Raw genomic sequence first — 15284 nt, 5'->3', positions numbered from 1 at the left:
CGGAGGCCCGTCGTGCCCTGGACCGTCGTCCTCCAGCTGGTGGCGCTGCTGGGCGTCGCCGTCGCCCTCGTCGACGCGCTGCGCGGCGCCGACACCGACCTCGTGCTGCTCCTCGGCGCCGTGCTGCTCGTCCAGCTCGCCGCCCTCGGGGCGCGGACCCGAGGACGCTCGGCGGTGGCGCTGCGGCCGGACCTCGCGGCCTGGCTGCACCGGCAGTCGGCGTCCACCGGTGAGCCCGTGGAGCGGCTCGCCGACCGCTGTGTCGCCGCCTACCGGGCGGAGCTGACCGGGACGCCGGTCGGGCGCCCGTGACCACCGCGACGGGCCGGGCACCGGCCACCACCGCCGTCCTCCGGCTCACCGCGGGCTCGCCCGCGCCACCGGCCCAGTTGGGCGGCAAGGGCGCGTCGCTGGACCGCCTCGTGCAGCGCGGCACCCCCGTCCCGCCGACCGCGGTGGTGACCGCCGACGCCTACCGCACCGTGGCCGCCTCCCCCGACCTGGCACCGCTCCTCGACCGGCTCCGCAGCGGGACACCGGTACCGGCCGACGAGGTCGACGCCGCCTTCGCCGCGGTACCGGTGCCGGCGGACCTCGCCGGCGCCGTCGTCGCGGCGGCCCGCGAGGTCGCGGCCGGCCGCCCCCTGGCGGTGCGCTCGTCGGCGACCGTCGAGGACATGGCCGCCGCGTCGTTCGCCGGCCAGTACCGCTCCTCGCTCGACGTCGACCCGGAGGCGGTCCTCGACGCGGTCCGGCTGACCTGGGCCTCGCTGTGGCACCCGGCTCCCGTGGCCTACCGCCGCGCGTGGGGCATCCCCGACGACGACGTCGCGATGCCCGCGGTGCTCATGCGGATGGTGCCCGCCCGGTCGGCGGGGGTCGTGTTCACCGTCGACCCCGGCGGCGCTCCCGACCGGGTGCGGGTGGAGGCGGTGCAGGGGCTGGGCGAGTCCCTGGTCTCCGGCGAGCGGACCCCGGAGGTCTTCCTGCTGCCGCGCACCGGCGACCCCGACCCCGGCCTCCCCGCGGCGGTCCGGGAGGCGGCCGCGCTGGCGCTGCGGGTGGAGGAGGCCGAGGGCCGCTCCCAGGACGTCGAGTGGGCGTGGGACGGCACCCGCACCTGGGTGGTGCAGGCCCGTCCGATCACCACCGGGCCCGCGCGGGCCGACGACGGCTGCGACACCGAGCCCGACGACGCGGAGCTCACCACCGAGGGCATCGGGGAGACCCTGCCGGGCCTGCTGCCGCCGCTGGTGTGGGACGTCGCCTCCTTCCTCGTCGAGGAGGCGCTGCGGGAGGTCCTCGGCCGGCTCTGGGGGCTGCCGGCCGACCGGACCGGCCCGCACGAGCTGGTGCGCCGGGTCCGCGGCCGGGCCGCGCTCGACCTGGACCTCATGCGGGCCGCGGCGCGGGCGGTGCCCGGCGGCTCCGAGGCCGAGCTGGAGCGGCAGTACCTCGGCGCGCCGGTCTCCGGTGCCTCCGCCCCGGGGGGCCGGGAGGGACGGCGGGCCCCGTGGTGGCGCACCGCCCGGCTGCAGCTGCGCGCCGGCACCGCGCGCCGCCGCGCGGCGGTCGAGGCGGGCGTCGTCGTGGGCGCGGTCGACGCGGTGCTCGCCGACCCGCCCGCGGTCGGGGACCTCGACGACGGCGGCCTGCTGGCCTACCGCCGCCGCCTGGTCGACCTCGGCGCCCGGGCGATGACCGTCGAGCTCGCCGTCGCCTCCGCCGCCGTCGCCGCGTACTCGGAGCTGCAGGCCCGGCTCGCCGGGCACCTGGGCGAGCAGCCGGCGGCCGCCGCGGCCCAGCGCGTCACCACCGGAGCAGGGACCCGCCGGGACCGGTCACCGGCGGCGTCGCGGTCGGTGTTCGCCGGGCCCACCTGGGCCGAGACCGGGCAGGCGGCGGTCCCCGCCCCGCCGTCGCGCCGGGACGAGCGGGACGCCGCCCGCGCCGCGCTCGAGGAGGACCTGCGCGGCCGTTCACGGTGGCGGCGGGTGCGCGTGCTCACCGGCCAGGTCGTCGACGTCCGCATGCACGTGCTGCGCCGGGAGATCGCCGACGCGACGGCGGGCCTGGCCCGGCGCGAGGACGTCAAGGCCGCCGTCCTCGCCCTCGGCGGCGAGGTCCGCCGGGTGCACCTGGAGATCGGCCGCCGGCTGACCGCGACCGGGGTGCTGGCCCGGCCGGCCGACGTCGACCTGCTGCGCGACGCTGAGCTGCGCCCGGCCCTGACCGGCGCTCCCCCGCCACCGGCCGAGCTGGCCCGCCGCCGCCGGTGGCTCGACCAGCGCGCCACCGACCCGCCCCCGCCGCTGCGCTGGACCGGCGTGCCCGCGCCCGCCCCGGCCGCGGCTCCGCAGGGCGACCACCTGTCCGGCTGGGCGGCGAGCCCGGGGCGGCACACCGGCCGGGCCCGCGTGCTCGCCGAGCCGCGCCCGGAGCTGCTGGCCGAGGGCGAGGTGCTCGTGGCCGCGGCCACGGACGCCGGGTGGTCCCCGGTCTTCCTGCGGGCCGGGGCGATCGTCGTCGAGCGCGGCGGGCCGCTGTCGCACGCGGCGATCGTCGCCCGCGAGCTCGGCCTGCCGGCCGTGCTCAACCTGCCCGGCGCCACCGCGGTGCTCGACGGGCGCACCGTCACCGTCGACGGCGACACCGGCACCGTGGTGCTGCACCCGGACGGGGAGCCGTCGTGAACCCCCGGCGGGTCCGCGAGGACTGGTGGGATGACGCCGACGTCGACCGCGCGCAGATCTTCGTCCCGGCGATCATGGGCGCCGGCCTGCTCGTCTCCGGCGTCGTCCTGCTCCGCGACGCCCTGCACGGGCGCCGCCGGCGCGGCCGCGACCGCGAGACCGAGCTGCACGCCCGCGCCGTCGCCGCCTTCGTGCGGACCGGCGCGCCGCCGGACACCGCGCTCGCCGCCGGGCTGCGGCCGCGGGTGCACTACCTGCTGCTCGCCCTCACCGCCGGCGGCCTGACCGTCTACGGCGCCCGCGGCGCGACCAAGAACTACGCCCCGGACGTGGGCATGTTCGCCGGGACGGCCTGGCTCTACGCGCTGCTGCTGCTCCTCGTCGCCGGGCTGGGCGCCGTGGCCACCTGCGCCGCCGTCGCGCTCGTCACCTGGCCCGAACCGCCGGTCCGGCTGCGCCCGCTGCTGGCCGGCACGCCCCTGGGGCAGCGGCCCGGGGACGGCTCGCGCCGCGGGGTGCTGCTGCTGGGCTGGACGGCGGTGCTGACCGCGGCCGCCGCCGTGCAGCTCGTCTTCACCACGGCCGGCGCGCCGCAGCTGCTCGCCGAGATCGACGACGAGGTCGCCCGCCGCAGCGACCCGCTGCTGCCGTGGGACCTGCTGGGCAGCGTGCCCGTCGCGGTCGCCCTGGCCGTGCTGGTCGCTCTCGTCGGCCGGCGCTGCGCGGCGTTCGCGCTCGGCCTGCTCGGTGTCACGGCCGCCGTCCTGGTCGCGCAGGCCGTCGTGGCCGACCGGCTGGAGCGGGCCTACCCGCCGGACGGCCCGCTGGCCGGGCTGACCGGGTCGCTGCCCAGCGCGCCGGTGGTGCAGGCGACCCTGCTCGCCGGGTTCCTGCCGCTGGCCGTGTACGCCCGCACCCGCCGCCGCGGCCCGGCCCTGGCGACCCTCGTCGTCACCGCCGCAGCGCTCGGGTTCGTCGTCGTCGACGTGGTCCGCAGCCGCTCGGCATGGCCCTCGGACGCCGCCGCGGGGGTGCTGGTGGGCGCCGCGGTCGTCCTGGCGGCCTGGTGGACGCTGGAGCGGACCCGGTGGCACCGCGGGTGCGCCGGCTGCCCGTGGGAGGCACCGTCCGACGTCGCCGCCGGGCCGGGCCTGCTGCGGCTGCGGCCGGACGAGGAGACCGCCGTCCGCCGGTTCGCGCGCGGCTGGCTGACCGCGATGCTCACGCTGTTCACCACGCTGGCGCTGGTCGAGGGCCTGCCGACCAGCCCCGAGGGCACGGCGATCGGGCCCTCCCTCAGCCGGTGGCTGCAGCTGGGGCTCCTCGGCCTGGCCGCGGTGGCGCTGCTGGTCGCGCTGCGGTGGCAGGCGGTCGGCGCGGCGCTGGCCGCCGTCGCCGGCACCGGGCTGGCCGTCTTCGCCGCCACCACCTACCAGCCGTGGGTGAGCGTGCTGATCGGGGTGGCCTTCCTGGTGCCGGCGGTCGGCTTCTGGCTGGCCTGGCAGCACCGCCGCACGATGCGCTCGGTGGTCACGCTGGCGATGGTCACCGCCCTGCTGCTCGCCGGCACCACCGGCGCCGCCGCCGAGGTGCACGACCGGATCTTCGGACCCCTGCACCCGCGGTCGGCGGAGCTCGCGCTGCCGGTCGAGTCCGTCGTCTGGGCCTGGTCCGGCGGGGTCACCACCAGCAGCGCCCGGGTCGTGGCGCTGCTCGACCGGGCGGACGCCCGGGAGGCCCGGCTGGTGGCCGAGCCCGTCGACGGCGGGCCCCCGGTCCGCTCCGCCGCGGTCCCCCCATCGGCCGACGGGGTCGTGCGGCTGGCCGTCGACGGCCTGGCCCCGGACACCGCGTACCGGTGGGCCGTCGAGGTGGACGGCGACCCCGACGGCACCCGCGGCACCGGGCGGTTCACGACCATGCCGGAGGGCCCGGCGTCGTTCACGCTCGCGCTGGCCTCCTGCGCCCGCACCGGCTCCAGCGGCGCGGTGTTCGACGCCATCCGGGCGGTCGACCCGCTGCTGTTCGTGCACATGGGCGACCTGCACTACTCCGACGTCCGGACCGGCGACGCCGCGGCGTTCGCCGACCGCTACAGCCGGGTGCTGACCTCCCCCGCGCAGGCGGCGCTGTACCGCTCGGTGCCGGTGGACTACGTCTGGAGCGACCACGACTACGGCTCGGAGAACGCCGACTCCGCCTCCCCCACCCGCGACGCCGCCCGTGCCGCCTACCGGGCCCTCGTCCCGCACCACGACCTCGTCGAGGGCGGCGGCGGCGCGATCCACCACGCCTTCACCGTCGGCCGGGTCCGGGTGGTGGTGACCGACACCCGCTCGGCGCGGACCGACGACTCGATGCTCGGCGCGCGGCAGCTGGCCTGGCTGGAGGAGGAGCTGGTGAGCGCCAGCCGGTCGCACGCCGCGGTGGTGTGGGTGAACCCGGAGCCGTGGGTGGCCCCGGACGAGCCCGGCCGCGACGACTGGGGCGGCTACGCCGGCGAGCGCCGGCGGATCGCCGACACCCTCGCCGCCGCCGGCGTCGACGACCTGGTCATGGTCAGCGGCGACGCGCACATGGTCGCGATCGACGACGGCACGAACACCGACCACAGCACCGCCGGCGGTGCCGGCTTCCCGCTGCTGCACGCCGCGGCGCTGGACTCCCCCGGCACCGTGAAGGGCGGCCCCTACAGCGAGGGCGCGTTCCCCGGCCCCGGGCAGTTCGGCACCCTGACCGTCACCGACGACGGCGGGGACACCGTCGACGTCGAGCTCGCCGGCCGGGACTGGCACGGGGCCGTGCTGGTGTCCCTCAGCGTCACCTTGCCGACGGGGGACCGACCAGGGCGGTGAGCTGGGCCCGCAGCGCCGCGGTCAGGACCGGCAGGTCGGGCACCCGGTCGGGGTCGACGACGGCGGTGACGGTCAGGGTGCCGGCGTAGGACAGCGCGTCGAAGGAGACGGTGACGTCCCCGGCCTCGCCGGAGGCCACCGGCAGCACCTGCTCGACCCGCCGCCCGGCGAGGGTCAGCGGCGTCGGCGGCCCCGGCACGTTGCTGACCAGGGTGTGGAAGCGGTGCTGGCGGCGGAGCCACCAGCGGTAGGCGCCGCTCGCCACGAGCAGCGCGAACGCCGACCCCATCAGCGCGGTCAGCGGCGGGCCGGTGGCGGCGTCGCGGGCCCGGCGGACCGTGCCGGCGAACCGGCGCAGCCGCTCCTGGGGGTCCCCCGCGACCGGCACGGCGACCACCAGCGGGGTGGTGGCGTTGCCCAGCTCGGTGACCCCCGCCGCCCGCCGCCCGGTGACGACGACGGTGACCGCCACGGGGTCCACCCACTCGCCGCGGCTCTCCAGCAGCCCGCCCAGCGCCCCGGCGACCGCGACCAGGAGCGCGTCGTTCACCGTGCCCCCGGCCCGGTGGGCCGCCGCCCGCAGCGGCTCGAGCGGCACCTGCACCGCCGCCGTCCGCCGCCGGTGCCCGGTGGGCGCCAGCAGGCTGCACGGCGCGGCCCGGGCCGGGTGCAGGCCGCCGGCCGACCGACCCGCATCCCGCGCCAGCCGGACCACCTCCCGCCCCCGGGCCAGCGCCCGGCCGCGCCGGCGCCAGGCGTCGGCCACGAGGGACCGGTAGGGCGGCCGCGGCCCGGGCGGTGTGCGGTCGGGCGGCGGCCCGCCGTCGGCGAGGGAGGCCAGCAGGGCCAGCCCGCCGATCCCGTCGGCGAGCACGTGCGACAGCACGACGACCACCGCGCTGCGCCCCCCGGGCAGGTCCGGGACGACGACGGCGGCCCAGCCGGGCCGGTCCTCCGGCAGGGGGCCGGCCACCAGGTCCGTGGCGAGGTCGAGGAGGGCCTGCTGGTCCCCGGGCGCCGGGCACGCGGCGGCGCGGACGTGCGCCGCCGCGTCCGGGGCCGGCTCGTCCACCCAGACCGGGCGGCCGGCGCCCGGAGGCACCCGGACCAGCCGCTGCCGCAGCCGCCGCACCCCGCCGAGCCGGTCGGCGACGACGCGGGCGAGTTCCTCGTCCTCGGCTCCCGGGGCGAGGACGAGCACCGCGCCGAACTGCATCGGCACGCCGCCGCGGCCGAGGGCGCGCATCCCCAGGTCCTCCGCGCTGGCGCGGAGGACGGCGCCGGTCACGACCCGTCCGGGGCGACGCGCACCCGCACGTCGAGCGCCTGCGCCCCGCGAGGACCCACCACCAGCGGGTTGACGTCCAGTTCGGCCAGCTCCGGGACGGCGTCGGCCAGCCAGGCCACCCGGTGCAGCCGGTCGGCGACGGCGGCACGGTCGAGCGTGCGGCCGTGCGCCGTGGCGAACAGGCCGGTCGCGTCGACCGCCTGCTCGGCACCCCGGGCGTCCAGCGGCGCCAGCCGGTGCACGCGGCCCCCCAGCGCATCGGCGGCCCGCCCACCCGGGCCGACGACGACCACCGGACCGGCGGCCGCGTCGCGGACCGCGCCGACCAGCAGCTCGTCGCCGGGCGGGACGAACGGCTGCACCACGGCGCCGAGCCAGTCCGCACCCGCGGCCGCCGCCCAGCCGCCGACGACGCGCCGCACCTCGTCGGGGTCGTCCACCGGCAGGCGCACGAGCCCGGCGTCGGCCTTGTGCACCACCCCGCGGACCCGGCCCTTCACCGCCACCGGGCACGCCAGCTCGCGGGCCGCGGCGGCCGCCGCCCCCGGGGTCCCGGCCGCGCGCGTGGGGACGAGGGGCACGCCGGCCGCGGCGAGGAGCGCGGCGACGGCGTCCGGGTCCAGCCAGTCCCCTGCCGGGCTGCGGTCCAGGACCGCGGCGGCGACCGCCCGGGCCGCCCGCACGTCGGCCCCCTCGGGCACGGACCCGACCGGCGGCGCGGCCAGCCAGGCCGCCCGCCCGGCGGCGGCCGCCAGCACCGCGGCCGCCACGGCCGGCTCGTTCACCGACACCAGCGCCGGGCCCCCTCCAGTTCCCGCCGGGTCGAGCCGCTCCAGCGAGGTCGGCCGCCCGGGCCGTACGTCGACCACCGCGACCGCGTCGTCGCCGGCCGCCGCGACCGCCGCGGCCACGCCCGGGCCGGGGTCCCCGACCCCGGTCGGTGCGGTGACGGTGACGACCGCCGCGACGGCGGGGTCGTCGAGCAGGCAGCCCAGCGCGGCGCCGAACTGCCCGGGTGACACGGTGGCGCCGGTGTCGACCGGGTTGGCCGGGACGGCCAGGGGCGGCAGCGCCTCCCGCAGCCGCTGCTGCAGCGCGGGCGGCAGCGGGTCGACCGGCAGTCCGGCCGCGACGCACGCGTCCGCGGTCAGCACTCCGGCGCCGCCGAGGTTGGTCAGCACCGCGACGGTGCCCGGGCGCAGCGGCGGACGCCCGCGCAGGTGCGCCGTGGCCGCCGCCAGCGTGGTCAGGTCCGGCACGACCTGCACCCCGGCCGCGGCCCACGCGGCCTCCCGCACCCGGGCGGGGGTGGCCGAGCGCGCGGTGTGCGAGGCCGCCGCGCGGGCTCCGGCCGGCGACGTGGCGGTCCGGAGCCCGAGCACCGGCACCCGGCGGGCCAGGTGCGCCGCGGTCCGCACCAGGCCGCGCAGGTCGGGCTCGGACTCGGCGTACAGCACGACCGCCGCCGTGCCCGGGTCCTCGTCGCACCAGGCCAGGACGTCGCGGGCACCGACGTCCCAGGCGTCGCCGATCGACACGGCGGCCGAGACGCCCAGGCCCAGCCGGCCCAGCACCTGACCGCCGGCGATCACCACGCCGCCGGACTGGGCGACCAGCCCGACGTCGCCGGCGGGCGGGACCGACCCGCCGAAGCAGGCGGCCAGCCGGGACGGGTCGCCCGGGGCGACGACGCCGACGCTGTTGGGACCGACGACGCGCATGCCGTACCGGTCGGCGGTGTCGAGGACCTCGCCCGCCAGGCCGGGGACCGCGCTGAGCCCGCCGCTGAGCACGAGCAGGGCACGCACCCCGTGCACCCCGCACGCCGCAGCGACCGCCGGCACCGCCCCGGCGGGGACGCAGACCACGGCCAGGTCGACCGGCCCCGGCAGCTCGGCGACCGAGGGCACGCACGGGAACCCCTCCAGTTCGCCGCACGCGGGGTTGACCACCGTCACCGGTCCCGGGAACCCGGCCGCCCGCAGCTCCCGCAGGACCGCCCGCCCGACCGACCCGGCGCCGCGACCGGCACCGACCACCGCGATCGCGCGCGGCCGGAGGACCGCCTGCAGGCCGGCGGCGGCCGCCTGCCGGTGCCGCTCCTCGGCCGCCTCCAGGTAGCGGGCACCGGCGTCCAGCGTCACCTCGACGAGGACGTCGGTGCCCTGGGCGCGCCGGCGTACCGCCAGGCCGAGGTCGGCGAGCACCCGGAGCATCGGTCCGTTCTCGGCGAGCACCTGGGCGACCAGCCGGCCGATCCCGAGCCGGGTCGCCTCGGCCGCCACCTGCTCCAGCAGGGCGGTCGCCACCCCGGCCAGGCGCTCGTGACCGTCCACGACGACGGCGATCTCCGCGGCGCCGTCGCCGAGGGGGAACAGCTGGACCACGCCGGCCAGTCGCCCGCGCACCCGTGCACCCAGCGTCAGGTTCCCGCCGGCCGGATCGAGGCTGCGCCGCACGTACCCCGGCAGGTCGGCCGGGTGCAGGGTGGCGAAGCGCAGCCACCGGTCCCGCTCGGCCAGACCCTCGTGCAGGGCGAGCAGCTCCGGACCGTCGGCGGGGGTCAACGGGCCCAGCACGACCGGGGTGCCGTCCCGCAGCAGCGCCCTGGCCGGCCGGAGCCCGACGGGGGTGCCGGCCTGCCCCGGGGCCCGGGCCGGGACGGTGGCGGTCACCGCCGGGGACGGCCGGCGGTCGGGTGGTACGGCACGGGGTCGAGGCTGGTGGAGTCCGGTTCCGCCGGGGCAGGGCCGTAGGGCCCCGGCGGGCACGCGAGAGGTCACCACCGGCCCCCTGGCAGGGGCCTACCGGGAGACCGTCCGCCGGCGGGACAGCGCGACGAACGCGGCCAGCAGTCCGACGACGCCGCCGGCGATCCCGAGCCACAGCACGACGCGTACGACGACCTCCCAGCCGGGACCCAGGTCGAACGGGAAGACCTGCAGCACCCGCACCGTGGCCGCCAGGCCGAACGCCGTCGTCACGAGCGACCCCGCCGGGACTGCCGCGCCCCCGGGACGCACCAGCTGCAGGAGGGCGACCGCGATGCCGGCGACGAGCGCGGCGTCGACGTAGGGCAGGACCCGGGTCGTCTCGCCGGTCAGGAAGGGCACGACCTCCCATCCCGGCCACACGTGGACGAGCAGCAGCAGGACCCCGTTGGCCAGGACGGCGGCGACGGCGGCGCCGCGGCGCCCGGCGGTGGAGGGCGGGCGGGTCCGCGTCCCGGTCATGCCCGCCATGGTGGGGACCCCGGCGCCGCTCCCGGAGGGCCGAAGGTCGCCGTCGATCAGGGACGTACGGACGACGCCCGTGCGGGACCGGCCCCGCGACGCTGGGTGCCCCGCGAGAGCCCCGGAGACCGCGATGACGACGACCGCACCGGCCCGCACCGGGCTGTCCGGTGCCGAGGCCGCGCGGCGGCGCCCGGCGGGTGGCAACCGGCTGCCGGTGGAGCGGCCGCCCTCCCCCGTCCGGCTGCTCGTCGGGCAGATGGTGCACTTCTTCGCGCTGCTGCTGTGGGGCGCCGCGGTCCTCGCGCTGGTCGGCGGCATGCCGCAGCTGGCGATCGCGATCGTGGTGGTGGTCGTCCTCAACGGCGTCTTCGCGTTCGTGCAGGAGTACCGCGCCGACAAGGCGGCCGAGGCGCTGCGCGACCTGGTGCCGCACCGCGTCACCGTCGTGCGGGACGGTCGGCGGCAGGAGGTCGACGCGGTCGACCTGGTGGTCGGCGACCTGGTGCTGCAGGAGGCCGGGGACCGGATCGCCGCGGACCTGCGGCTGGTCGACGTCCACGGCCTGCGGGTCGACGAGGCCACGCTGACCGGGGAGAGCGTGCCGGTCGACAAGGACGCCGGGGACCCGGTGTACGCCGGCTGCTTCGTCGTCGAGGGGGAGGCGTCGGCCGAGGTCGTCGCCGTCGCCGGGGACACCCGGCTGGCCTCGATCGCCACGATGACGCGGACGGTGGAGCGGGCGAAGACCCCGCTCACGAAGGAGCTCGACCGGGTCGTCCGGTTCGTCACCGTGGCCGCGCTGGGCCTGGGCGCGGCCTGTTTCGGCGCGGGGTTCCTGATCGGGCTGCCGCTCGGCGAGGGCTTCCTCTTCGCCGTCGGCGTCACCGTGGCGCTGGTACCCGAGGGCCTGCTGCCCACCGTGACCCTGTCGCTGGCCCGCAGCGGGCAGTTGCTCGCCCGGCAGGACGCCCTGGTCCGCCGGCTGGAGTCGGTGGAGACGCTGGGTTCGACCACGTTCATCTGCACGGACAAGACCGGCACGCTCACCCAGAACCGGATGGCCGTCGTCGAGGTGTGGACGCCGCAGGGGCCGGTCGCCGTCCGCGGGGTCGGCTACGAGCCGACGGCCGAGGTCGACGGCGCACCGGCCGCGCTGGACACCGCCCGCACCCTCGCCACGACGGCGGTGCGCTGCTCCACCGGGCACGTCCGGGAGGACGGCGGGTCGTGGACGGCGGTCGGCGACCCGATGGAGGCGGCGCTGGACGCGCTGGCCCGGCGACTCGGGGCGGCCGGCGCGGTGACCGGGGCGCCCGAGGGCGGTCGCCGGTTCCCCTTCGACCCGCGGCGCCGGCGGATGTCGGTCTGGGCCGAGGGCCGGCTGTCGGTCAAGGGCGCGCCCGAGAGCGTCCTCCAACGCTGCCCCGCCGTGGCGGCGGACGCCTCCGCGGCGGCGCACGACCTCGCCGCCCGCGGGCTGCGGGTGCTCGCGGTCGCGCGCCGCACCGTCGACCTGCCGGCCGACGCCGACGCGGCCGAGCGCGACCTCGAGCTGCTCGGGCTCGTCGGCATCGAGGACCCGCCCCGTCCCGACGTGGACCGCGCGCTGGCCGAGTGCCGCCGGGCCGGGATCGCCGTCGCCATGGTCACCGGCGACTCGGGTGCCACCGCCGCGGCGATCGCGGCGGAGATCGGGCTGTCCCGCCCGGGCAGCGTCGTCGTGGAGGGGAAGGACCTGCCGGCCGACCCCGCCGCGCTGGGTGAGCTGCTCGACTCCGACGGCACGGTCGTCTGCCGGGTCGCGCCCGAGGACAAACTGCGCATCGCGCAGGCGCTGCGCGCCCGCGGCCACGTGGTGGCGATGACCGGCGACGGCGTGAACGACGGGCCGGCGCTGCGGGCGGCCGACATCGGGGTGGCCATGGGCGCGAGCGGCACCGACGTCGCCCGCCAGGCCGCCGACCTGGTCCTGCTCGACGACCACTTCGCCACGATCGTGGCCGCGGTGCGCCAGGGCCGGGCCACGTTCGCCAACATCCGGCGGTTCCTCACCTACCACCTGTCCGACAACGTCGCCGAGCTGACGCCGTTCGTCGTCTTCACCGTCAGCGCCGGCGGGATCCCCCTCGCGCTGAGCGTGCTGCAGATCCTCTGCCTCGACATCGTCACCGACCAGGGGCCGGCCCTGGCGCTGGGTGCCGAGCCGGCCTCGGCGCGGGTGCTCGACGGACCGCCCCCGCGCCGGCGGCTGGTGGACGCGGCGGTGGTGCGCCGCGCCTTCGGCGTGCTCGGCCCGGTGGAGGCCGCGGTCTCGATGCTCGCGTTCCTGGTCGTCCTGACCGGTGCCGGCTGGTCCTTCGGCGAGGACGTCCCGGCGGGCGTGCTCGCCTCGGCCAGCGGCGCGGCGTTCGCCGCCGTCGTCCTGGGCCAAGCGGCCAACGCCTGGGCCTGCCGCAGCGCCACCCGGCCGTTCTGGCGGCTCGACCCGCGCGGCAACCCGCTGCTGGTGTGGGCCGTCGGCGTGGAGCTGCTGCTGCTCGCGGCGGTGCTCGCCGTCCCGCCGGTGGCCGACCTGCTCGGGCAGGCCCTGCCACCGGTGCTGGGTCTCGGCGTCGCCCTGCTCGCCGTGCCCGGGGTGCTGCTGGCCGACGCGGCGCACAAGGGCCTGCGGGCCAGGACGCGGAGCTGAGGGTCGCCGCCGTGCCGCTCGTGCCCCCCGGCACCGCCTCAGCGGCTGAGCGCGTCGTTGTCGGCCGGGGTGGCCAGCCGGCGCCGGTACTCCTCCTCCTCGATGTCACCACGGGCGTACCGCTCCGCCAGCAGCTGCCCCGGTGACGGCGGCGCGGGCCGCTCCTGCTGCCGGGCCAGGCGGACCAGCAGGAGCCCCCCGAGCACGAGCAGGCCGACGAACCGGTCCGGGTCACCTCCGGGCCGGTGACACCGCCGAGCCTGCACCGGGCATCCGGCTCCGGGCAGCCACCGGAGGTCCCCGCCGCCGGGGCCGTCCGGCACCTGTGACCGCACCCCCGGCACGGCCGACGGCCGTCCGCGGCCGGTGACCCGGGCCGGAGGTCCCGCGCGGTACGGCCTTCCGGCCGCGTCGCCCGGCGCGGCGCGCCCGCACCGTCGGTGGCACCACGGACGACGACGAGGAGGCCGACGTGGACGCGACGAAGACCTGGACGGTGCGCATCGACATCGGCGAGCACGACGGCCGGACGCAGGCCGTGGCGCACCTGCAGACCCGCGACACCGAACGGCTGGTCGGGGTCGGCTCCGCCCGGCTGGCCCCCGCCGACCGGGACGTCCCCGAGATCGGCGACGAGATCGCGGCCGCCCGTGCGCTGGCCGAGCTGGCCCACCGTCTGCTGCAGACCGCCACCGAGGACGTCGAGCAGGCCACCGGCGAACCCGCGCACCTGGCGCCGTGAGGAGCCGACGGGACCGGGCGGACCGATGGAGCGCATGAGCCCGCTCGACGCGGCCTTCCTGCAGGGTGAGGACGAGGAGCCGGGCGTCTCGCTGGCGATCGCGTCGATCGCCGTCTTCGAGGGACCGGCGCCGGCACCGGGCGAGTTCGAGTCCGCGCTGGCCGGGCGGTTGCCGCTCATCCCGCGGTACCGGCAGAAGGCCCGCCAGGTCCCCCTCGACCTCGGACCGCCGGTGTGGGTCGACGACCCGGCCTTCGACCTCTCCTACCACGTGCGGCGGACCGCGCTGCCCGCTCCTGGCGGGGACGCCGAGCTGGCCACGCTCATGGGCCGGCTCGTGTCCAGCCGGCTGGACCGCGCCCACCCGCTGTGGGAGTGCTGGCTGGTCGAGGGGTTGTCCGGGGACCGGTGGGCACTGGTGTCCAAGGTCCACCACTGCATGGTGGACGGGATCTCGGGCACCGACCTCTACCGCCTCATCCTCGATCCCACGCCCGAGCGCGGGCCGGCGGTACCCGACGACTGGCGCCCGCGGCTGGAGCCGTCGGCGGCGGTCCTGGCCGCGGAGGCGGTCACGCGGCTGGCCCGGCTGCCGCTGGACCAGGCACGGGCCCTGGCCTCGGTGGCCCGCCGTCCGGCGGAGCTGGCCCGGCAGGTGGGCACCACGGTCCGGGGGGTCCGGGCGCTGGCCGGCGCGCTGCTGCCGGCGCCCCGCTCGTCGCTGTCGGGTCCCGTCTCGGCGCACCGGCGGTTCGCCTTCGCCCGTGGCTCGGTGGCGGACGTCTCGGCGGTCCGGCACGCGCTCGGCGGGACGTTCAACGACGTGGTCCTGGCGGCGGTCAGCACGGGCTTCCGGACGCTGCTGCTCAGCCGCGGCGAGCGGCCCGTGCCGCACCTGGTGCGGACCCTGGTGCCGGTGAACGTGCGCGCTCCAGGCGAGGAGGCCATCCGCGACAACCGCATCTCGCTGATGCTCGCCGAGCTGCCCGTCGACCTCGCCGACCCGGGCGAGCGCCTCCTCGCCGTCCGCGGGGAGATGACCCGGCTCAAGGCCGAGCACGAGGCGGAGGCCGGGGTCGCGCTGCTCCGGATCGCGGGACTGGAGGCCTTCCCGGCCGTCGCCTCGCCGGTGCGGCTCGCCGCGCACCTGCCGCAGCGCTCGGTGGTGACCGTGACGACCGACGTGCCGGGCCCGCGGCAGCCGCTCTACGCGCTCGGTCGCGAGCTGCTGGAGATCATCCCCTACGTGCCCATCGCCTCGCGGCTGCGCACCGGGGTGGCGGTCTTCAGCTACCGGGACCGGCTCGCCTTCGGCGTCACCGGCGACCGCGAGTCCGCGGCCGACGTCTGGACCCTCGCCCGCGGCATCGAGACCGGCCTCGCCGAGCTGGTCGCCGCGGCCGGCGCCGCTCCGACCGGCCCTCCCGGACCGGTCCGGGCAGCGGGTCCCACCGGGGTCGGAGGTCCTCCCGGTGACCGGTCCTCCGGCCGTGCCGGAGGACCCGGGGTCGGCCGACGATGAGGGCTCGACGCCGACCGCCGGTCCGGAAGGCAGTGGGAGGTCGCCATGGACGTCCTGCACCCCGATGTCGACGAGGGCCTGCTGCTGCAGCTGGACCTGGCCCGTCTCGAGCTCGGCGAGGCGCGACGGGCCCGGCGGGCCGAGGACACGCCGGCGGCCCGGCAACGGGTGGTGGAGGCGATGCGCCGGGTCGACCGGTTGCTCGACCGGTGGAACGAGCTCGCCCGTACCCCGGTCTGACCGCCGGCCGGCCGGGCGG

11 protein-coding genes are annotated in these 15284 nt (G+C 78.8%); 7 read left to right on the top strand and 4 right to left on the bottom strand.

Going from position 1 to position 15284, the window contains the following annotated elements; genetic code table 11:
* Positions 1-12: 12 nt before the first annotated feature.
* The 3 genes from ACI79V_RS11490 to ACI79V_RS11480 are packed head-to-tail and all read left to right on the top strand — an operon-like array spanning position 13 to position 5548.
* Positions 13-312, top strand: coding sequence for a hypothetical protein (locus ACI79V_RS11490; protein ID WP_456889314.1), 300 nt, complete (start codon positions 13-15; stop codon positions 310-312).
* Positions 309-2693 carry a PEP/pyruvate-binding domain-containing protein gene (locus tag ACI79V_RS11485; protein ID WP_456889312.1) on the top strand — a complete coding sequence of 795 codons (2385 nt, stop codon included), beginning with the start codon at positions 309-311 and terminating at the stop codon, positions 2691-2693. Before ACI79V_RS11490 ends, ACI79V_RS11485 begins: the two co-directional genes overlap by 4 nt.
* Entirely contained in the window at positions 2690-5548 is a 2859-nt protein-coding gene (locus ACI79V_RS11480; protein ID WP_456889310.1) for an alkaline phosphatase D family protein, read from the top strand. Before ACI79V_RS11485 ends, ACI79V_RS11480 begins: the two co-directional genes overlap by 4 nt.
* On the opposite strand, the gene ACI79V_RS11475 is transcribed toward ACI79V_RS11480, so the two are convergent.
* The 3 genes from ACI79V_RS11475 to ACI79V_RS11465 all read right to left on the bottom strand — a co-directional run bounded on the left by ACI79V_RS11475 (position 5514) and on the right by ACI79V_RS11465 (position 10069).
* Positions 5514-6836, bottom strand: a complete 1323-nt coding sequence (locus ACI79V_RS11475) for a wax ester/triacylglycerol synthase domain-containing protein (protein ID WP_456889308.1) — start codon at positions 6834-6836, stop codon at positions 5514-5516. The two genes, ACI79V_RS11480 and ACI79V_RS11475, sit on opposite strands and share 35 nt — an antisense overlap.
* A complete protein-coding gene (locus ACI79V_RS11470) occupies positions 6833-9511 on the bottom strand; it encodes a GNAT family N-acetyltransferase (protein ID WP_456889306.1) in 2679 nt (892 codons plus the stop codon). Before ACI79V_RS11470 ends, ACI79V_RS11475 begins: the two co-directional genes overlap by 4 nt.
* A 129-nt stretch (positions 9512-9640) precedes the next feature.
* A complete protein-coding gene (locus ACI79V_RS11465; protein WP_456889304.1) occupies positions 9641-10069 on the bottom strand; it encodes a hypothetical protein in 429 nt (142 codons plus the stop codon).
* A 133-nt stretch (positions 10070-10202) separates the two neighbouring features.
* Between ACI79V_RS11465 and ACI79V_RS11460 the strand changes: the two genes are divergently transcribed.
* A complete protein-coding gene (locus ACI79V_RS11460) occupies positions 10203-12761 on the top strand; it encodes a cation-translocating P-type ATPase (RefSeq protein ID WP_456889302.1) in 2559 nt (852 codons plus the stop codon).
* Positions 12762-12799: 38 nt separating this feature from the next.
* Here the strand turns inward: ACI79V_RS11460 and ACI79V_RS11455 are convergent, their stop codons facing one another.
* Positions 12800-13027, bottom strand: coding sequence for a hypothetical protein (locus ACI79V_RS11455; protein WP_456889300.1), 228 nt, complete (start codon positions 13025-13027; stop codon positions 12800-12802).
* A gap of 206 nt (positions 13028-13233) precedes the next feature.
* Between ACI79V_RS11455 and ACI79V_RS11450 the strand changes: the two genes are divergently transcribed.
* The 3 genes from ACI79V_RS11450 to ACI79V_RS11440 are packed head-to-tail and all read left to right on the top strand — an operon-like array spanning position 13234 to position 15265.
* A complete protein-coding gene (locus ACI79V_RS11450; RefSeq protein WP_456889298.1) occupies positions 13234-13503 on the top strand; it encodes a DUF1876 domain-containing protein in 270 nt (89 codons plus the stop codon).
* Positions 13504-13537: 34 nt separating this feature from the next.
* Positions 13538-15025: a WS/DGAT/MGAT family O-acyltransferase gene (locus ACI79V_RS11445; protein WP_456889296.1), complete on the top strand. Its 1488-nt coding sequence runs from the start codon at positions 13538-13540 to the stop codon at positions 15023-15025.
* 45 nt (positions 15026-15070) lie between these two features.
* Positions 15071-15265, top strand: coding sequence for a hypothetical protein (locus ACI79V_RS11440; RefSeq protein ID WP_456889294.1), 195 nt, complete (start codon positions 15071-15073; stop codon positions 15263-15265).
* The last annotated feature ends 19 nt before the right edge of the window (positions 15266-15284 follow it).

The sequence above is a fragment of the Geodermatophilus sp. SYSU D00700 genome (assembly GCF_054050255.1).
Note: the sequence above shows the minus strand (reverse complement) of the source record. Positions and strands in the feature narration are given on the sequence as shown.

Coding starts and splice junctions, on each gene's coding strand:
- ACI79V_RS11465 (WP_456889304.1), bottom strand. CDS start 10,069: ATGACCGGGACGCGGACCCGCCCGCCCTCCACCGCCGGGCGCCGCGGC.
- ACI79V_RS11460 (WP_456889302.1), top strand. CDS start 10,203: ATGACGACGACCGCACCGGCCCGCACCGGGCTGTCCGGTGCCGAGGCC.
- ACI79V_RS11445 (WP_456889296.1), top strand. CDS start 13,538: ATGAGCCCGCTCGACGCGGCCTTCCTGCAGGGTGAGGACGAGGAGCCG.
- ACI79V_RS11440 (WP_456889294.1), top strand. CDS start 15,071: ATGGACGTCCTGCACCCCGATGTCGACGAGGGCCTGCTGCTGCAGCTG.